An 18,986-nucleotide genomic window follows, 5' to 3' on the forward strand; every position below is an offset into this window, starting at 1 on the left:
GTCGATGTATGAGTGGACGATTCACAGCTGGGGTCTTTATCGTCGTCGTCAGTGTCGTCGCCGTTGCGTTGGTTTGGACCGGCGTTCGAGACTATGAATCTTTCACTCCACCGGTCGCGACGGCGGTCGATCGGGCAGACTGCCTCGCCCCTGATATCACCGCCGCGCTCGTAGCCCCCGAGGCACGCGACAGCAGCATCGCACTTCGCCCCGAGGGAAGTGGTTACCCGCCTCCTGATTTCAGCCCCGTTGCCGTTGTTCGATGCGAACGCGGAGAAACGTCCGACGGTGGGTTGACCATCGACTCCATACGCCTTGAGGGGGACATCCACGCGGTGGACGATGCATTCCGCGAACAGTCTCGTCGATTTCCTGCCAACGTCCGGGCCGACTGCGCGTACCGTCTCGTCCCGCCAGCCGGTTTGTGGCTGGTAGACGAAGCAGGAGCAGCCATACGCCCTACCTGGCCGACCGCGCCCTGCGGACTGCAAGAGAAACCACACGCAGCCCTGAGCCAACTACATGAGATCAGCCGCGCGCAGCATCCGGTCGACGGCATCTCCTCCGATGACGCCGGAACCTGCGCGGAGTCGATCGGACAACCGTTCGCGACGACCACTGAAGCTGACATGAGTCGCATGGCAGAACACGAAGACACTCACGCGCGCCCACTGACGGAAACAGCTTTGGCTACACCGATTTCCGACGTCGGCAGACTACTGGTGTGCCGCTATTCCACCGAACCGCCGCTGCCCGAGTCCCGAATCCGCTTGTCACGCCAGCAGAGTACTGATCTGATGGAGGTTGCATCCACCGCGCCACCTGCAGGCCCATGCGATCTCGTCGCCCATCACATCGCTTCGATCGACGTACTTCGTCCCGACGGATCGGGCGGCACGCGGATGGCAGTCGAACTCGACGGATGCCAACGCGTAAACCTCCTCGGACAACGTCAATTACCGCCCGCAGTCATTGCGCTCCTGTTGCAGTAGCGATGACCCACACCCGAGTTCATCGAGACTGATCGTAGAAAACCGACGATGAAATCACAGGTCTCGAATCGACGCGACGACAACCGGCCTGACCGGCTTGGGCGCCGCGCCGCAACTCGGTGGACGCGGCGCGAGTTCGGAGACTGCAGTCTCCACGGCCCATCGCCGGCCGTCCACATGTGCGACGACGCATGTCCCGTCACTCGCCTGCTCGATGACAGCCAAGTCGTCGATTCCGCAGGTTATTTGCTGTCGCACAGCAATTTCCGAAGCCTGCCCCGCAGGAGACCAACAACTTCGTCCACGCAGGCCTGGCAAATGCACCTGATCTCGGGAAGCCACCTCCACGGCCGTGACACTCTCACTTGCCGACAGACGGCCGTACGTATTGCCGCTCGGCAACAGGATCATCGACGGCGCAAATCGGTGCCCGCCGGTATGCGAACACTCCCACACCTGGGGTCCGAAGGACGACATCAGCGCTGCGGCGATCGGCCTGCCGAATACAGCGCAGCACTGGTCGCGCTTGCCGTGCGCGCAGACCAATACGACTGGCTCGGTCACTTGCTCGCCCAGTCCTGGTGGCGGCCCATCCAACAAGAAGAAATCGACGTCGAGTAATTCCATCGGCGAATCGATGTGCAACCTTTCACACCATGAGTCGCTCGGATCGGAGCGCGCAAGCAGGACGGTGTGTCCATCAGTCATCGGATCGGTACGCCCGGGTCGCCGAACGAACATGATTCGTACGTTCGCTGCATCGGCTCGGCCGCTCAGCTCGGCGGCAAGGTCCTCCCCCAAGGCCGTACCGTCCAACACGTCACGACCCCACGCGGCATTGAATTCGAGGCATACCCAGCCCCGCACGACGGCAGCGCTGCCTGCCAGCGGTTCATCGACAGCAGACAGTGCGGAACAGGTTTCGGCTTCGATCACGAGGCCCATTGTGTCAGCCTCGCTGGGTGTCGATTCGCAAGTCCCTGTGGCCCAGTGACGCGGCAGCTCAATAGAACTTCTTGCCCTCCGCAAGCTGGTTCACGAACTTCTCGATCCGCCTGGCTCGCGTCTCCGGACGCTTTGCCTCCTGCAGTCGGTACGCGATGGTGAATCGGTTGGTGGAATTGAGCGTCGCGTAGAACTCACGAGCCTTCGGGTTTTCCGCGAGCGCATCGAGAAAGTCTTTGGGGACCTCGGCCTTGGCTGATCCCTCGTACGCGCGATCCCATCGACCGTCGGCCTTGGCCTTCTCGATCTCGGCGATGCCGGAAGGCTCGAGAAGTCCCGCAGCGTCGAGGCGGGCGACTATCTCGACGTTGCGTTTGGACCACGGACTCCGCGCGGTGCGTCGCGAAAACTTCTGTACGAAGAAATCGTCGTCGATTCGCCGTGCGAGGCTGTCGATCCAGCCGAAGCACAGGGCAACGTCCAACGCTTGGTCGTAGTCGATCGAACTGTGCGACGAGGTCTTCTTGGCCATTTTCAGCCAAAGGCCGGGGACCACCTCGTGGTTCTCGGACAGCCATCGACGGAACTCTTCTCCGTCAGCGAAGTATTCGGTGCCGAGTTCGACTGCCATCAGTGCTCCTCATTTTCGCGATACCCATACTCTGACAAAACCCTGCGACAAATATCCGAGAGTTCCGAGTGCGAGCACCCATTTGGCAATACTGACGGTCGAAGCGGCGCGAACCCTCGAGTCGGTGATCCTGTCGCGATGATCGAGGAAATGGAGTCCGACCACGTTCTCGACGTAGTCGCCGGCCGCCGACAGTACCGGCACTACGGCAAGGGCGCGCCGAGTTGCCGGGGAAAGGGGAACCCGCTCCCCGAGCCTCGTGCCCGCTGACCGCAAAGCCATCGCGTAGATCGCGGGATGTACGAAGTCGGGGTAGTAGTGACTACGAAATCGTGCCGTGGCCTCGTCGTCCATGGAGTCCAAGATCTCGACGTACCGGCGAGCGGAGAACGCCGTCTGCACTTCCAATACTTTGGGAGCCACCGGCCCGAGTAGGCGAGCAATATTCGCTTGTGAGACAACAAAAGCGGTGGTCCACAGTGCCATCGCCTTCGCAGGTCCAGTTGGTGCCATGTCGTCGATCATTTCACTCTTGAATCGACGCCGACGACAAGTGCAACCAGTTTGTCGATATCGATACGAGGCTCTGTGCTCTGGGAAATCGCGGCCAGACGGATCGGCGAAGCTATTGCCGCGAGAACAGTGTCTGGATCAGTACTGTCCGGGACCTCGCCGCGCTCGATTCCGCGGTTGATCATGACTGCTGCCGCATCGAATCGGGTCCGCCAGAACTGTGCGCGCGCAGCCAGGACTTCCGCGTCATCAGTAGGCATCACACCCGTGCGGGCCAGTGCCAATCCGGTGTCTGTCGCGAGCCAATCTTGCAGACGTCGAGCAAAAGTTCGAAGATCACCGACGAGTGTTCCGGTGTCGGGTATCGACAAACCTGCATCGGTGAACTCTCGGAGTGCATCGACGACCAGCAAGTCGACCGTCGCCCATCGACGGTAGATCGACGTTGGATGAACGTCGGCTTCGACCGCTATCGCGGCGATCGTCACCGACTGCGGTCCCAGTTCAGCGACCTTCCGCACAGTCGCTTCGATCACGGCCGTTCGGACCGCTCGACCCCTTTGCTTCATAGCCTCATTGTGCCAATCGCGACACCCAGACATATCGCAACTACTACTTGCGATATGTTCGATACTCGAGCAGTTTTCTTCACCAGTGAGGTGGCAATTGACATGGTTGTGTTCTTCGAAGTGCTTTTTGTTCTCGCGTCGGTCGCGATGGCATGGTTTGCCATGTACGTCATTTACCGCCTGATCACGGACGACCGACAATGACGTCTGCCTTGGATCTGATCGCCGGTGAATGAGGTTGTAAAAAGCGGGCATTCCGTATCGATCATCGGTCCGATAGCGGGGAGCGCGCATGTCGCCCAAGTCCAACCCGACTGTTCTGTTCATCCACGGACTTTGGATGCACCCGACCACCTGGGACCCCTGGGCGCAGGTTTTCAGCGCGCAGGGATACCCCACGATGGCGCCGGGGTGGCCAGGGGACGCGTCGACCGTGGGTGAGACGCGTGAACACCCGGAAGACATCGCGGGACACGGCATCGAGGACGTGACGGATCACTACGCCAAGGTGATAGCCGATCTCGACGAACCACCGATCGTGGTGGGGCATTCGTTCGGAGGTTTGATCGCGCAGAAACTTCTGGGCCAGAAGCTGGCGACCGCGGCAATTGCCATCGACCCGGCTCAGCCCAAAGGGGTGTTGAAACTTCCCCTCGTTCAACTGGGCAGTGTTTTCCCGGTCCTGTCCAACCCCGGGAACTACCGGAAGGCGTACTCACACAACAGAGAGTCGTTCCACAAGTCCTTCGCCAGTGCCGTGTCCAAGGACGAGTCCGACGCATTGTTCGAGCAGTATGCGATTCCCGCCCCTGGTCGGCCGTTGTTCGAGGCAGCACTCGCCAACTTCGCGCCCCACAGCCCCGCTGCAGTAGATTTCAACGCCCGCCGCGGGCCACTCCTGATGATCGGCGGCGGCAAGGATCGCACAGTCCCGAAAGCCAGTTCGGACAGCTCGTTCAAGAAGTACGCCAAGGCCCCGACGATCAACGAATACAAGGTCTTCGGCGATCGAGGTCACTCGCTGACCATCGACCACGGCTGGCGTGAGATCGCGGACTACAGCCTTGCCTGGCTCGACAAGCAGGGCATGAGCCCGCCGCAAGGCAAGCACGAAAGTCAGTCTCAGCCGAAAGCTTGAAAACGACGGCGGTACACCTGCGGCGAGATTCCGAGATGCGTCGAAAATGCTCGTCGTAGGGATTCCGAACTGCCGAATCCCGCCAATTGCGCGGCTTCGGTCACCGAGTGGCCGGCATCGAGGAGCGCTTTCGCGGAGTCGAAACGGATCAACTCGACGTATTTGGCCGGCGTCGTACCGAGTTCTTCCCGAAAGAGCCTCGTCAGATGCCGTGGGCTCAGGTGCGCCAGGGCAGCCAGTTCGTCGACCGAGTACTCCCCCGCCGGATCGGCGGCCACCGCCTCGACCACTGCGCGAAGCGCGGGCACCCGGGGCCGCGGCCCGCTCAACGACGGCGAGAACTGTGACTGCCCACCTGGACGTTGGAGAAATACCACCAGAAGCTGTGCGACACGTCGGGCCATTTCTGCACCATGATCTCGCTCGAGCAATGCGAGCGCGAGGTCGATCCCGGCGGTCACACCCGCAGACGAGAACACCGTGCCGTCCTGGATGAAAATGGCGTCGGGAACTACCGTGATCTGCGGATAGGCGCGCGCCAGCGTTGCCGTGTGTTGCCAATGCGTCGTTGCGCGGCGTCCATCGAGCAGTCCACTCGCCGCCAGGATGAATGTCCCGGTACAGATCGAGGCAACCCGACCCGAACGTCTCGCAAGATCGCTCGCTGCCTCACGCAATTCCGGACTCACCGGCATCGACGGGAACACGTCGCCACCCATGACCAGCAACGTGTCGAAGGAACCGGAATCTGCGACGTCACAGTCGACCGGAATGCGCATGCCGGTCGACGAGTCGACATCGTGTCCACCCACCGAGCAGATCACCAACTCGTAGTTCGCTCCGCCGCGATTGGCCTCTGCGAACACCTCGCTCGGACCTGCGACGTCGAGCAGTTTGACGCCGTCGAACACCAGGACGGCAACTCGATGCACTGCGGTCACGATCGCTCCCCTTCGTCCTGATCTGTGGACAGTATGGCCGAGATCAGGGTGCGCCCGCGTGCGTGCTCGACCGACACTGGGACAGACCGAGAAATTCGCAGCAGCGACGAGCAGAGCAGGTACCGATGAACACGATCATTGCCGGTGTGAAAATCCCCGATTCGAAGATGGCTGCCGACGCCACCGAACTCGTCCGAGATACGGCGTCCGAGTTACTGTTTCACCACTCGCGACGCGTCTTCCTCTTCGGATCGCTGCAAGGCGCGCGTTTGGGACTGCACGCCGACCCTGAATTGCTCTACGTCGGCGCCATGTTTCACGACCTGGGGCTCACCGAGAAATTCCGGGACAGTACGGCGCGATTCGAATTGGACAGCGCGGACGAAGCGCGGCGATTCCTCACCGGCTACGAAGTCGACGAAACCGACATCCGCAAAGTGTGGGAAGGCATCGCTCTACATACGACGCCCGAGGTCCCCTCGCGGCTGGAGCCCGAAATCGCCTTGGTGACAGCGGGTGTGGAGACCGATGTACTCGGAATCGGATACAGCGAACTCGACCAGGCCGACATCGACGCCGTCACCGCGGCCCACCCCCGTCCGGATTTCAAGAATCAGATCTTGAAGGCCTTCACCGACGGCTTCAAGCACCGTCCCGAAAGCACGTTCGGGACGGTGAACGCTGACGTACTCGAACATTTCGTGCCGGGATTTCGGCACATCGATTTTGTCGAGGTCATCCAGAACTCGGCTTGGCCCCAATAGAATTCGCAGTCATTTGGCCGCCTCACTCATCGCAGCGGCATCTTCTGCCCCGAACTTTTCCTCGAGGGTCTCCGGCGAATAGTCGAGGTCGATCTCGGCGACGTCGCGCCCGCGTGCAGACTCGATCGCCGAAAGTCGGCGCTGCGCACGGTCTGCGGCATACTCGAGGAACTCCTGATTGTCCAAACCGAACGGCTGCACCTCGAATTGATCGTTGACCCAGTTGATCATTCCGAGGGCCATGGGCATGAGTTCACCCATCCGCTGCTGGACGACGTCCCAGTTGTGATCGTCGGCGGCGACGTGCCTTCGGCAGGTGAACGTCCCCCAAGCCATGTGCCGTCGTTCGTCGTCACCGATCTTTCGCACCAATTGCTGCATGCCAGGGAGGATTCCGCGCGTCGCACAAACTTTCTGCCAGGCGTAGTAACCCGTCAGCGCCAGACTGCCCTCGATGACGTGGTTGTACGTGACGCTGGCACGCACCTGGTTGACCGGGCTGGGGTCGGTCTCGAGAATGCGTAGCGACGACGGCAGCTCCTCGTAGAACAGTTGCCGGTAGTACGGATTGTCAGCGACGTAGGAATGCAGGTCACTGGTCAATCCCACTTCGTCCATCCACAGCCGAAACACCTGGGTGTGCTTGGCTTCCTCGAAACAGAACTGCGTCAAGTACATCTCGTCGCCGAATCGTCCCTCGGTCGACATTGCTTTCATGAACGGTTGAATGTCTTCGGTGACGGCTTCTTCACCGGCGATGAACTGCGCACACAGGAAGGTGGCGCTGCGCTGTTGTTCGCTGGTCAGCTCCTGCCAGTCACGGGCATCCTGCGAAAAATCGAGGTCGGTTGGGTTCCAGAATTTGGCGTTTCCCTTGGTGAACAATCGGAGTGGGAACGAATCCCAGTTCAACCCTCCCGACCGAAGAGAACTGAAACCTTCTCGCCCCGGCGAGGTGACAGTCATGACATTCCTTCTTCCCGAACCGAAGACAGATGCCCCACCAGCATGCCCGCAGAACTGAAACGTGAATCAGTTTTGACGAAATTCGATCTATTCCTTCAGGGAAACCCCCTTGGTCTCCATCACTGCGAAGAGCTTGGCGTTCATCTGAGCTGCCAGATCCGGCCGATACGAGCCGATGTTGAGCGGATTGGCGAGATTGTTCAGTTCCAAGGGGTCGGCTTGTAAGTCGTACAGTTCGTATTGCGGCGCAGCAACTCCCGCAGGATCGAAGTACATCGTGTACTTCCAGCGACTCTCGCGTATGCACCGAATGTGGTTGGGCTGCGTGACGATGTTCTGACCGTCGGGCGTCGCACAGTTCTGATCGTCGTAGGTGAACAGAATCGTGTCCTGAACCTGCGTGCTGGGACTTTGCGGATAAGCGGCAGCGTCGACGATGACCGGTGTCAGATCGGTACCCAGGAAGTTCCACGATTGACGCGCAGGCGCTTGGGCGAGCGTGGCGAGAGTGGGCATCACGTCGATCAACGACGCCAGGGCGTCGGTGCGAACGGGTTCGGGAAACAGCAAGGGGTTGCTGATGACCAGTGGAACGCGCAGTGTTTCCTCGTAGGCGTTGAACACTTTCTGCCGCAAACCTCCGTGGCTCATCCCCATCTCCCCGTGATCGGACATCCGAACGATCACCGTGTCGTCCAGCATCTGTGGAGTGGCTTCGATCGCGTCGAGCACGCTGCCGATGTGTTCGTCGACCACCCTGTGCATATAGGCGTAGAAGTTGATGTAGTTACGCGCCTGATCGGGTCCGAGCAGCGGCCCGAGCCCGGCTGCCAACAGCAGTTCCGACTGAACCTGGGCTGTCGGTTTGTGATTGAGCGCCAGGATCTCGTCGAAGGTGGGCGGCAAGTCGATACCCTGCTCGAAGGCGCCTGGCGCGTCCGATCCGTAGTTGTCGCACGTGCCGTTCATCGCGTTCCACGTCTGGGGGTACGCGAGGACATCGTGCGGGTTCACGAACGAGACGATCAGCGCCCAAGGCTGTCCGGATGCGACTGCGGGTCCGGAGAGAAACTCGACAGCTTCCTCGGCGACACGGCGATCATGGTCTGCGCACCCGCCACCGAAGTGATCCGGATTGGTGTCCTGGCCCGCGTCCGGCGGAATCCACCCCTCGAAGCCGAATCCTGCCACGTCCGCGCTTGTCGGATCACCACCCTCGACGCCTTTGCTCAGATGCCATTTCCCCCGGTACTGGACGTTGTAGCCGGCCGACGCCAGCAGCTTTGCCATGTTCTGTTCGGAGACCTGCAACTGTGGCTCGGTGGGTGAGACAGTGCCACCTTCGGTGAGCGTTCTGGTGACCCCGTGCTGCGCGGGGTAGAGGCCGGTGAAGAACGTACTGCGACTGGGCGAGCACATCGCGGTGTTGCACACTGCCTGGTCGAAACTCAGCCCGTGATCGGCAATCCTCTTGCGGTTGGGCAGATTCTGTTCAGCCCAGCCTTGTGGCCAGTACATCGGCCGGCGTTCCTGATCGGTGATGATGACAACGATGTTGGGTTTCTGCGGAAACCGATCGGCGGGTGCTGCTTGTACCGGCACCGCGCTCACCGCGCCGGCCGCGACGTCTGCCACTCCCGCGAGGACAAGGGCACCGACGCCACCGAGGAACGTCCGGCGCGGCAATGAATGACAATGCGGGGCTGGAACGTTCTCTGGGTTCACGGGCGTCGTCCTCTCGGAGGCGTTGTCGCCCCAGAGTTGACCGAATCACTCTTCGCTACACATGCGCGAGCAAACTGCCCGTGCGCTGATCAGTTCGATAACCCGATCCGCACAGCGCAGCGGATCCGGTGTCCGGCCGATACCGAGGGTGTCGACTATCGAAATCGTCCTTCGCACATCAGCCTCCTCGACACCCCACGACCAACCGAAGTCGTGATTCCAGAGCAGAACTGCGTTCTTCCCCGGATGGTTTCGGGCATGAACGGGGAGAACGATCACCGCATCCGTGCTCGGACCCTGCGGCCATCGAACTGTCTCACCGTGAACGGATCGTGCTACCGCGTCGACGTATTCGTGTGCGGACCAGTCGTTGCCGTTGGTATGCATGGAAGTACATTCGGTGCCACACACGTTTCGGATGGGTTCGTGGCATCACCGATCGAGTATTGCGCTTTCAGGAAATGAACGGCAACACAACGGATTCGAATTGGCGATGACCGTCGCGGTGGACACTGTGGCCGGTACGGAAAGAGACCAATTCGCAGCGTGCGACGGTGGCTGCAACAGCGTCGAGGCGAACAGGATCCACCATCCCGCCCAGACCTCCACGCAGGAACAACACGTCAGCCTCGATGAGCGGCAACCGATCCCACCACTGCGGATCCGGTCGGCGGAACTGCTCGAGCGCGGACCGCGTCATCGAGCGATCGAACGTCAACGCGGCTCGCGGATGCCGCACCAAACTTGTTGTGGCATGCCACAGTTCTGGGACACTCGGCAATTTCCTCGCGAACACCTGTTCCGGGTCACCCGCACGTAGTGGTAACGGCGCTTCCTCGATGACCAACTTCCGCACCGCAGTGGGACGTTTCTGCGCGATCAACGACGCCGCGTGCCCGCCGAGCGAGTGGCCGACCAGGTCCACCTGCTCGAGTTCGAGATGATCACACACGTCCATGACGTCGTCCGCGAACTCCTCGAACAGATACGACGACGCACGAGCGCTCCGGCCGTGGCCGCGAAGGTCGACCGAGACAACTCGCCGGTTGCGTGATCGCAAGGTCCGCGCGAACTTGTCCCAGGTACCGCTGTCGCCGCCCATCCCGTGCACGAGGACTACCGGAGGCAGATCGGCCACACTGGGATGCGAGCCGGAATCGCGGTAGCTGATCTGGACCCCGCCGGCACTTCGTACGTTAGCGACACTCACGAGTTCCCAGGATAGACCCGTCCTCGCGGATTGCTGACGCGGTCAGCCGAGGCTGCAACTCCCCTGGTCGCGTGACCTCGTCGTAGCGACCGAGTCCGATCCTCGCGATGTTTCGCAGCGACTCGCTTGCATCGGCGAAGTAGCCGCAATGCCCTCGAACGGCTCCGGTACCGAAAACAATGGCTCCGTGCTGCGCCCGAACTGGAGACGGGCCGTGGCCGATGCGGCCGATCTTGACGCGTGGGAAATAGCGGATCCAGTCCGACGGACCAAGCGCAGCCCAGAGATTTCCGGCAAAGCACAGGTCTTCGCGCGAACTGGTCCCCATCCCCGGACTACCCAGCACCACGCAATCGTCCACTCGCGCCGACGGGAGAGCGAGTCCGCACACCACGGCCCCGTAGCTGTGTCCGACGAGCGTCACATGCGCCGATCGCGGCAAGATACGAGTCAACCGCGCCAGATCTATCGCACCAAGTTCTGCAAGTGTCCGGGAGAACGACTCGAGAAATCCCCACGGCGTCCGATAACCGACCCACACGATCACCGCGACGCGGTCGTTCGGCCCGAGCGTTCGGAGCATCCTTCCCAGTGTCCATCCGCTCGCGCGTGGTCCTGTCGGACGGTTCTCGTCGAAGTAGTTTCCCAGTCCGTTGTCGTTGCCCGGCACGAAGATCATGATGTGCTCGGCTGTGGCGACATCGCCGAACACCTCCACGATCCGGCCTTCGCCGGTCTCGTCGTACGCCAGAAGTTGTGCGTCGCGTAGCTCCATCGGCTCGTAGTGAAGTCGATCGGTTCCGGAAACGTCAGCTCGACCCGCCGTTTTCATGACACTCCTCGCGAAGAGTTGCAACGACGAGAATCATTGCAACAGTGAGTTTTTGAATGTCATCAACGCTAGGCGCCCGATGGCGTCAGTGCGATGGCGCCAGCGCCCCTACTGTTCGTACAGTCGACTCGACCATGTCCGGTACAGCTGGCTGTACCTACGAGCTCATTCGTACACGCCCTCCACCGACCATCCACCGCCTTCACAGATCATCAGCAACGCCCGCGATTCCTCCAACAGCACCTGAGCCCGCGCGGCCGTGCGCGCCGAGGCTGCGTCCCACCATCGCTCGTCCACCGGCCAGGGCCCGGCCCATCCCTGCACTGCCCATTCCTTGCTCCCCCACTTCAGCCTTCCCGGCTGCGAGCTGAAGACACCGCGCTCAGTGACGTACACGGCGTTGCCGGCTACATCCTCCAGCCATACCTTGGGATTGTCGACGAAGATCGACCCCGGAGACGGCTGCGGCAGACGACCAGGCCACGGGGCTGTCGGATCATGAGCAGCTACCCGCTCGTCACCCAAGGGCAACAGGGTAATTCGCTCCGAGGGCCCTCGACCACCGCTCAGGACACCGACCTGAACCGATTCGCCGCCCAGAAGACCTTGCACGCGCACCAATGCTCGCCTGGCCCGCTCCTCCTCGTCGCCGACACCGCCCCACAGCCCCAACTGCAAAGCGCCGGCACTGACCACCTCCACCGGTTCCAGACGCAACACCGCTATGCCTGCGGTCGGCCGGGTCTCACTGCGCCCGGTGAGCCAGCCGTCCAGTTGCCATCGCACTCGATCGGCCGTTCCCTCCGGTGTCAGAGGTTCGGCGCAACGCCAAGTCCGAGAAAGATTTTCACCGTTGCCCGTGCTGGCCGAAATCGACAGGCGGGTACACGCCACTGCGGCAGCCGACAATTTGTCGTGCAGGAGACTCGCCAAGGCGCGCCCGGCAAACGCTGCGGCATCCACCCGCTCGATCGACGGATCGTAATGCTGCTCCACTTCCAGATCCGGCGGAAGCGTCCGCGCCGACGGTGGCCGCTCGGGTTCACCGCGCGCCGCACGATGCGCGAGCACCGCATCGGCCCCGAAACGCGAAGCGACGTCCACTGCCGGTAAATCCGCGAAAGCACCGATGGTTCTGATCCCGAGCCTGCGCAGCAGATCCACCAACTCCCCGCGATGCGGCGCAGACAGACTGGGCTCGGCCGCCAACTCCGGCATGGGTAGCGGCGCCAGAAACCGTGCCCCCTCCCCCGGCGGCACCAGCGCTGCCCGGCGCGCGGCAATGACCGCTGTGGACAGTTGATCCGCCACACCCACCTGACTCTCGACGCCCGCAGCAGATGCCTGATCCACCAATCGTTCCGCCGCGGCTTCCTCCGAACCGAAGTACCGACTGACACCTCGCGCACTGAGCACCAACAAACCAGGACGAAGTACCTCGACGCCCGGTGCCACCGCATCGATGGCCGCGGCCACCGGCTCGAACAATCTGGCGTCGCGTTCCGGATCTGCCATCGCCACATACAGTTCCGGGCAGCGGGCCTGCGACTCGCGTCGGCGCAGGCCTCGTCGCACTCCCTCCGCGCGGGCCGTCGCCGAACATGCGATCACCCGATTACCCGAGGTGACCGCGACAGGATGCGTGGCAGGAAGATCGGCAAGCGCTGCCGCTGCCACCGCCGGCCAGTCCGGGCACCACAACGCCAGAACTCTGCTCACAGTGACACCACCCGCGACGACACCACCCGCGACGACACCACCTGCTCCGACACGGCCTCGACCGGCCGGGAAGGTACCCACTCGACCCGCCCGGCTGCACTACAGATGTCCAGACGCGTGGTCCGGGGCTGGAACGAGCGCCCCCGAGCACGAACCGCGAGGCTCAGGGAACTGAGCCGACCACGCCCCAACTCACGGCCCTGACCGAACCCACCGTAACCATGAACCCGAGCGTCCAACCGAACTTCGGCCCCGTCCCAGTGACCTTCGGTGACAACAAGAGTCGAGCCCTTGCTCCGGGCGCGCGCCACCACCGCTCGCGCACGCGACGGGGATACCGACGCACCCGCCAATCCCAGAATCACCAGATCCATACCGTCGAGCAGCACAGCAGCGATCTCGACCGGATCCGGCCCAGGCGCCGGAATGAGCGCCAGACGTTCCAGTTGCGCACCCATCTCGTACGCCGCCAGCAATCCCAGTCGAGGTTGCCCGATGACTGCCACATGCCCCCCGGACGCCGTCACGGACGCGACCAATCCCAAGAGCAAGGAAGCAGCGCCCTCGACGGACACCACGGTTCCGCGCACCAAACCGCCCTGCGGTAGCAATGCCCCGATACCTTCCGGCACTGGGAGAACACCAGCCTTGTGCGCGCGGTCCACGACCGGTATTTCCCGGTCGGCAACACTCTCGAAGGCTGCTGCACTTGTCCCGGAAACACCAGCCACGGAAACACTCGGTCCCGAAAACGACGTATCGCCGCGAGAGGGAATGGACGCGATCTGTCGGCGGAGCTGTGCCAGCCGATCCTGACGGGACAACCCCGCCGCATCTGCCGACAGCTCCACCAACTCGGTCACCTCGGTCATCCCCATCCTCCGGAACACCGGAAAAACTCACTCGGCAGCAATCCATAACCAGCCGGCAAACCGCGGGGAAGTCGGGTCTGACATGCATCCAACGAACAGCAATTTCGAACATATTTTCGAACTGTTTTCAGTAAACCGTGTCACCCCCGACACGTCAAGCAGAGCAAAAAACCCAGTTCACAGGAGCCTCGAGCGTCACAGTGGCATCAATCCATTAACCTTGAGATGTGACAGCTCAGGAGCAGACCGGGAGGGGCATCGGGCCCGAATACCTGCTGGCGGGGCGGTACCGACTCCGCTCCAAGATCGGCGACGGAGGCATGGGCGCCGTCTGGCTGGCCCTCGACACCCTCCTCAGCCGTGACGTCGCGGTGAAACAGGTCACAAGCACGGAAGGCCTCGACACCGAAACGGCCGAAGAGGTCCGTGAACGTACATTGCGCGAAGGCAGGAACGCCGCAAAGCTCACCCACCCCCACTCCATCGCCATGTACGACGTCGCGATCGAGTCCGGTGAACCGTGGTTGGTCATGGAGTACTTCCCCGCCCGCAGCCTCGCCCAGGCGATGAACTTGGCCGACACGTTGCCACCGCTGGAGGTCGCGCAGATCGGCGCGCAGATCGCTGCGGCGCTCACCGAGGCGCACGCCGCCGGCATCGTCCACCGCGACATCAAGCCCGGCAACATCCTGATCGCCGACCGAGGCAAGTCTCTCGGCACCGTCAAGATCAGTGACTTCGGCATCGCCCGCGCAAAGAGCGACGTATCCGACACCCAGGACGAGGTCATCACCGGCACTCCCGCGTACTTTGCACCCGAAGTTGCCCGCGGCGACGATCCCACCGAGGCCAGTGACGTCTTCTCACTCGGGTCGACGCTCTACACGGTGATCGAGGGTCAACCGCCCTTCGGCATCGACTCGGACGCCATCGCTCTACTGCATCGTGTCGCCAAGGCCGAGATCTACCGACCCACCAAGTCCGGACCGCTCACCGACGTTCTCCTTCAGCTCCTCGAGCCGGACCCCACCCGTCGGCCGACGATGGCTCAGGCACGCGACGCGCTCGCTGCAGCCGCGACGGGCGGTGGCACGATCGAGCAGTTGATCGACGCTCCCGTCTACTCGTCCGAAGGCGCCGTGCCGGCGTGGGCTCACCGCACCACACAACTCGCCGACCCACACCGCCGCAATCGCCTGACCGGCTCCACGATCACCGGACTGCCTGCAGTGCAACAGAACACGCCACTGCGGAACGTTCCCAGCCCCATGGACATGTTCTCCTGGCCGCCGCGGATACCGACCGGCCCCGCCGATGCCAGCACCCGCGACAAGGTAGTGGCTTGGGCTCCCCTCGCCATGACAGGCATGGTTGCCGTCATCATCTTGGCCGCACTGATCGTCGTCATCCTGGTATTCACGGCCTGACCGGACGCTCTACGCGGGCAGAATGTTTGCGTTGAGGTGAAACACGTTGTCCGGGTCGTACTTCGCCTTGACGGCGGACAATCGCGCGTACTTCGCCGCACCGTAGGACGCTCGCACTCGGTCCTCGTCGACATCGGTCATGAAGTTGACGTACCCGCCTTGATTGGACGAGAACGGACGCAAGGCTTCCCAGGTCTCACGCACCCACGATCGATCCAATTCCAGTGTCCCGGCATCGGTGGCCGTAGCCGTCATGTTGCACACGTAATGTGGTGTGCGAGAACCACCGAACGCAGTGTCGTCCTCGCCGACGGAGGTGAAAGCTCCCTGCAGCGGAAAGATCGGCATGAAGGACATCGGCGACGATTTCTTGCCCGCTTGCTCGGTCAGAACATCGATCACGTCGTCGGAGAAATCCACCAGGTCCAAGGCCTTCTCATAGGCGTATGCACCCCATGGTTCCGATTCGTCGAGCATCGACTGTAAACCGATGTACGGGAGCGGGGTGACGAACTCGAACAGCGTCGGCACGCCCTCTCGAATCGGCGCAATCGCGTTCGAGTGTTCCTCTTCCGATCCGAAACCGGCTACCAGCAACGCGTATCCGGGCAGCAGGTGAAACTGATCCGGAACAAACGGTGCCGGAGGCGCGGACAAACCGACGGCAACCATCGCTCCGGCATTTCTCGGCAGGGCAGGCACCACTTCGCGGCACAGACGAAGCGCTGCGGGTCCGTCCTCCATCCCCCAGAAGAACAGTCCCAGATGCACTTCCGGACCGATCTCGCTCAGACGGTACTCGAACTCGGTGACCACTCCGAAGTTTCCGCCGCCGCCGCGCAGCGCCCAGAACAAGTCGCTGTGATCGTTCTCGGAGGCCCGCACGATCGAACCGTCGGCGAGCACCACCTCTGCCGACACCAGATTGTCGATCGCCAGGCCGAGCGTGCGCGTCAACCACCCCATGCCGCCGCCGAGGGTCAGGCCACCGACGCCGGTATCACTGATCACTCCACCGGTCACTGCCAATCCGTGTTCCTGCGTCGCGGCGTCGAGGTCGGCAATCGTCGCACCACCACCGACCCTGGCTCGCTTCGCGGACGGGGCGACACTGACTACGTTGATCGCACTGAGATCGATCATCACACCGCCTTCACACACCGAGGTACCTCGGTAGGAATGCCCACCGCCTCTGACCGAAACCTCCAACGAATGGGCTCTGGCAAATGCAAGTGCCACAGACACATCCGACGCCGACCGGCACCTGGCGATCACCGCCGGACGATGATCGATCTGCCCGTTCCAGATCGACCTGGCGTCGTCGTACTCCGGATCTCGGGGGCTGAACACAGAACCCGTGATCGCCGATTTCAGTGGCGCGAACTCGACCGTCGTCATCATGCACCGCCCTCGTCGGGTGTCGCGGTGAGAAGCAGGTACTCCCACTCCATCACGAACGGCTCGCTTCCGCTGCCGTACTTCTTTGCCAACTCGAGCAGATCGCGATCGAGCGCCTGCGTGCGGTCAGGATCGTCGGCGATGTTCCGGTACACCGCGATGGTCGGGCCGTAATTCTTCTTGAAGAAATCGCGGAAATCTTCCGGCCCGCTGAATGTGTCCACACGAAGTACGTCTTTCCTTGCGGCAACATCGCCGAGCAGATCACGAACATGGTTCTCGTCGCCCCACAAAGGCGCCGGCTGCGAACCAGGAGGCGGGGGCGGTGCATACGGCTTCATCGTTTTGAACATCTCGCCGATGAACCCCGTCGGAGTCCAACTCAGCACTCCGATCTTTCCGCCGGGTCGGCATACTCGCAAAAGTTCGTCCGCGGCGCGCCGATGATGCGGGGCAAACATCACACCGACGCACGAGAGCACTACGTCGAACTCGTTGTCGCCGAACGGAAGAGCCTCGGCATCGGCCTCCTGCCAATCGAGTTCGACACCCGCGAGCGCCGCGGCCTCCCGTCCTGCCACGAACAGTTCGGGAGCCAGGTCGGTGGCGATCACCTGCGCACCCAGCGCAGCCGCCGGAATGGCGGCGTTGCCGGACCCCGCCGCGACGTCGAGCACCCGATCTCCTTTCTGCACGCCGCATTCACGCACCAATACAGGTCCGAGTTCCGCGATGACCTGCGTCGCCACCGCCGGATAGTTACCAAGCCCCCACATTGCCCGGTGCTTGGCCTTCAGCTCCCGGTCCAACCCGAGAGTCCCCGTTGATTCACTCATTACCGTTCTCCTTCAATAATTTTCGTACTCGGAGCCCGACAGCGTTCATGCCGTTACTCCGACGCTACGACGACGGTTCGCTCCTCTCCAGTACGAAATCTGTACCGGAGCACCCCGGAGGCCTACGATCGAGAGATGGGGTCCTCGTACCACCAGTTCTGCCCCGTCGCCAAGGCGATGGAGCTACTCGACGAGCGGTGGACACTGCTTCTCCTCCGCGAACTGATCATGGGAAGCGAACATTTCAACGATCTCCGCCGCGGGCTCCCGCGAATGTCACCGACTCTGCTCTCGACCCGGCTTCACCAACTCGCGGTCGCCGGCATCGTGGAGCGAGAAGAAACCGACTGTGTCGTCAGCTATCGTCTGACCGACGCCGGCCGCGAACTGCGCCCTGTGGTCGAAGCTCTCGGCATCTGGGGTACCAGGTGGATCGGTGAACTGGGCGACGAAGATCTGGATCCGAAGCTGCTGCTGTGGGACATGCATCGCCGCGTGGATCATTCCGTGGTGCCTGAAGGCAAGACCGTGGTGCACTTCGCATTCTCCGGAGTACGTGAACATTCGCGGAACTGGTGGCTCGTCATCAATTCCGGTGAGGTGGACATGTGCGATATCGATCCGGGTTTCGACGTTGCAGTGTCGGTCTCTGCGGGCTTGCGACAGATGACCGAGATCTGGCGAGGTAACCTGACCTGGTCGGACGCCATACGGTCCGGTGACGTCACCATTTCTGGGCCTACTGCGTTGCGTCGTAGCTTGCCTTCGTGGTTCGAGCTGTCGACTTTCGCGTCGATCCCGCGCCCCGCGTAGCGCGCGCTCACCAGCCCCGTTCCGTCCTGTTACAGAGTTGTTGCAGACCGTGACACCGTCGACGAACGGTGACCACCTGCCGGTGACACTGACCGAGAAGTCTCTGTTGTATGCCCAGCCACCGCGGAATCATCCGCTTCGTCGCACTCGGTGCAGTCGTGCTCGGTGCGGTCGCGCTCAGCTCCTGCTCGTACACAGAAGAAGCACAACCGAAGAGCGGTAACCACCTTGCCACTCAGCCTGATTCAGGACCTTCAGGCGGCGAGATCGAGGACGGCATCAGCTTGCAGGACACTCATGTGCCCGCGCTTGCCCGTCTCGATTCCGCACTGCTCGCGGCGCTCCAGTCGGCAGCGGCCGACGCACAGGCATCCGGCGTGGACATGCACGTCACGTCGGGTTGGCGGTCCGCGGCATACCAACAGCGACTGTTCGACGAAGCCGTCGTCAAGTACGGCAGCGTGGACGAAGCGTCCAAGTGGGTGCACTCGCCGAGCCTGTCCAAGCATGTCAGTGGACAGGCCGTCGACATCGGACCGACCGACGCCGATGACTGGCTCATTCAGCACGGCAGCGATTACGGCCTCTGCCAGACCTACGCCAACGAGATGTGGCATTTCGAATTGGCAACCACTCCTGGCGGGGAATGCCCGCCACAACTGAGCAACCCCTCGGACGAGAGAGCGGAAGGCTGA

At 62.2% G+C, this 18,986-nt stretch carries 20 protein-coding genes; 6 read left to right on the forward strand and 14 right to left on the reverse strand.

What is annotated here, in order from left to right; all coding sequences use genetic code 11:
* Positions 1-8: 8 nt before the first annotated feature.
* The gene (locus tag M1L53_RS16600) at positions 9-992 is read left to right on the forward strand and encodes a hypothetical protein (protein ID WP_003940911.1); all 984 of its coding nucleotides are present in this window, start codon (positions 9-11) and stop codon (positions 990-992) included.
* Between the two features lie 54 nt (positions 993-1,046).
* On the opposite strand, the gene M1L53_RS16605 is transcribed toward M1L53_RS16600, so the two are convergent.
* From M1L53_RS16605 to M1L53_RS16620, 4 genes are read right to left on the reverse strand one after another with little or no spacing between them, the layout of a single operon-like run.
* The gene (locus tag M1L53_RS16605; protein ID WP_054188137.1) at positions 1,047-1,937 is read right to left on the reverse strand and encodes a sucrase ferredoxin; all 891 of its coding nucleotides are present in this window, start codon (positions 1,935-1,937) and stop codon (positions 1,047-1,049) included.
* Positions 1,938-1,995: 58 nt separating this feature from the next.
* On the reverse strand, positions 1,996-2,568 hold the full coding sequence (locus M1L53_RS16610) for a YdeI family protein (protein ID WP_054188136.1): 573 nt from the start codon (positions 2,566-2,568) through the stop codon (positions 1,996-1,998).
* Between the two features lie 9 nt (positions 2,569-2,577).
* Positions 2,578-3,081 carry a hypothetical protein gene (locus M1L53_RS16615; protein ID WP_030535111.1) on the reverse strand — a complete coding sequence of 168 codons (504 nt, stop codon included), beginning with the start codon at positions 3,079-3,081 and terminating at the stop codon, positions 2,578-2,580.
* Positions 3,082-3,089: 8 nt separating this feature from the next.
* Positions 3,090-3,650: a TetR-like C-terminal domain-containing protein gene (locus tag M1L53_RS16620; protein ID WP_037129117.1), complete on the reverse strand. Its 561-nt coding sequence runs from the start codon at positions 3,648-3,650 to the stop codon at positions 3,090-3,092.
* 292 nt (positions 3,651-3,942) lie between these two features.
* On the opposite strand from M1L53_RS16620, the gene M1L53_RS16625 reads away from it, so the two are divergent.
* On the forward strand, positions 3,943-4,788 hold the full coding sequence (locus M1L53_RS16625; protein ID WP_054188135.1) for an alpha/beta hydrolase: 846 nt from the start codon (positions 3,943-3,945) through the stop codon (positions 4,786-4,788).
* Here M1L53_RS16625 and M1L53_RS16630 read toward each other — a convergent pair.
* Positions 4,773-5,729: a GlxA family transcriptional regulator gene (locus tag M1L53_RS16630; protein WP_007727480.1), complete on the reverse strand. Its 957-nt coding sequence runs from the start codon at positions 5,727-5,729 to the stop codon at positions 4,773-4,775. The genes M1L53_RS16625 and M1L53_RS16630 overlap by 16 nt on opposite strands.
* A 125-nt stretch (positions 5,730-5,854) precedes the next feature.
* On the opposite strand from M1L53_RS16630, the gene M1L53_RS16635 reads away from it, so the two are divergent.
* Positions 5,855-6,493: an HD domain-containing protein gene (locus tag M1L53_RS16635; protein ID WP_007727481.1), complete on the forward strand. Its 639-nt coding sequence runs from the start codon at positions 5,855-5,857 to the stop codon at positions 6,491-6,493.
* A gap of 9 nt (positions 6,494-6,502) precedes the next feature.
* Here M1L53_RS16635 and M1L53_RS16640 read toward each other — a convergent pair whose 3' ends face one another.
* The 7 genes from M1L53_RS16640 to M1L53_RS16670 all read right to left on the reverse strand — a co-directional run bounded on the left by M1L53_RS16640 (position 6,503) and on the right by M1L53_RS16670 (position 13,817).
* Positions 6,503-7,459: a R2-like ligand-binding oxidase gene (locus M1L53_RS16640; RefSeq protein WP_003940790.1), complete on the reverse strand. Its 957-nt coding sequence runs from the start codon at positions 7,457-7,459 to the stop codon at positions 6,503-6,505.
* Between the two features lie 87 nt (positions 7,460-7,546).
* Entirely contained in the window at positions 7,547-9,184 is a 1,638-nt protein-coding gene (locus tag M1L53_RS16645) for a sulfatase-like hydrolase/transferase (protein WP_042923441.1), read from the reverse strand.
* Between the two features lie 45 nt (positions 9,185-9,229).
* Positions 9,230-9,571 carry a DUF6292 family protein gene (locus tag M1L53_RS16650; RefSeq protein WP_042923438.1) on the reverse strand — a complete coding sequence of 114 codons (342 nt, stop codon included), beginning with the start codon at positions 9,569-9,571 and terminating at the stop codon, positions 9,230-9,232.
* A gap of 67 nt (positions 9,572-9,638) precedes the next feature.
* Positions 9,639-10,394, reverse strand: coding sequence for an alpha/beta fold hydrolase (locus tag M1L53_RS16655; protein ID WP_042923436.1), 756 nt, complete (start codon positions 10,392-10,394; stop codon positions 9,639-9,641).
* Positions 10,381-11,226 (reverse strand): alpha/beta hydrolase, encoded by an 846-nt coding sequence (locus tag M1L53_RS16660; protein WP_054188134.1) that lies wholly within the window; start codon positions 11,224-11,226, stop codon positions 10,381-10,383. The genes M1L53_RS16655 and M1L53_RS16660 overlap by 14 nt, the downstream gene beginning before the upstream one ends.
* Positions 11,227-11,391: 165 nt before the next feature.
* A complete protein-coding gene (locus M1L53_RS16665; RefSeq protein ID WP_003940966.1) occupies positions 11,392-12,945 on the reverse strand; it encodes a DNA polymerase Y family protein in 1,554 nt (517 codons plus the stop codon).
* Positions 12,942-13,817 carry a hypothetical protein gene (locus M1L53_RS16670; RefSeq protein ID WP_054188133.1) on the reverse strand — a complete coding sequence of 292 codons (876 nt, stop codon included), beginning with the start codon at positions 13,815-13,817 and terminating at the stop codon, positions 12,942-12,944. Before M1L53_RS16670 ends, M1L53_RS16665 begins: the two co-directional genes overlap by 4 nt.
* 227 nt (positions 13,818-14,044) lie before the next feature.
* Here M1L53_RS16670 and M1L53_RS16675 point away from each other — a divergent pair, with 227 nt between their 5' ends.
* Positions 14,045-15,244, forward strand: a complete 1,200-nt coding sequence (locus M1L53_RS16675; protein WP_054188132.1) for a serine/threonine-protein kinase — start codon at positions 14,045-14,047, stop codon at positions 15,242-15,244.
* A gap of 9 nt (positions 15,245-15,253) precedes the next feature.
* Here M1L53_RS16675 and M1L53_RS16680 read toward each other — a convergent pair whose 3' ends face one another.
* Together M1L53_RS16680 and M1L53_RS16685 are read right to left on the reverse strand one after the other, a co-directional pair.
* Positions 15,254-16,645, reverse strand: coding sequence for an FAD-binding oxidoreductase (locus tag M1L53_RS16680; RefSeq protein ID WP_003940869.1), 1,392 nt, complete (start codon positions 16,643-16,645; stop codon positions 15,254-15,256).
* Positions 16,642-17,478, reverse strand: coding sequence for a class I SAM-dependent methyltransferase (locus M1L53_RS16685; RefSeq protein ID WP_054188131.1), 837 nt, complete (start codon positions 17,476-17,478; stop codon positions 16,642-16,644). The genes M1L53_RS16680 and M1L53_RS16685 overlap by 4 nt, the downstream gene beginning before the upstream one ends.
* A 135-nt stretch (positions 17,479-17,613) precedes the next feature.
* Between M1L53_RS16685 and M1L53_RS16690 the strand changes: the two genes are divergently transcribed.
* Positions 17,614-18,291, forward strand: a complete 678-nt coding sequence (locus M1L53_RS16690; RefSeq protein WP_054188130.1) for a helix-turn-helix domain-containing protein — start codon at positions 17,614-17,616, stop codon at positions 18,289-18,291.
* A 110-nt stretch (positions 18,292-18,401) separates the two neighbouring features.
* Positions 18,402-18,986, forward strand: coding sequence for a M15 family metallopeptidase (locus tag M1L53_RS16695; RefSeq protein WP_054188129.1), 585 nt, complete (start codon positions 18,402-18,404; stop codon positions 18,984-18,986).

Source organism: Rhodococcus sp. T9N (assembly GCF_024436645.1).
In the GTDB taxonomy this organism is placed as follows: Bacteria; Actinomycetota; Actinomycetes; order Mycobacteriales; family Mycobacteriaceae; genus Rhodococcus_F; species Rhodococcus_F qingshengii.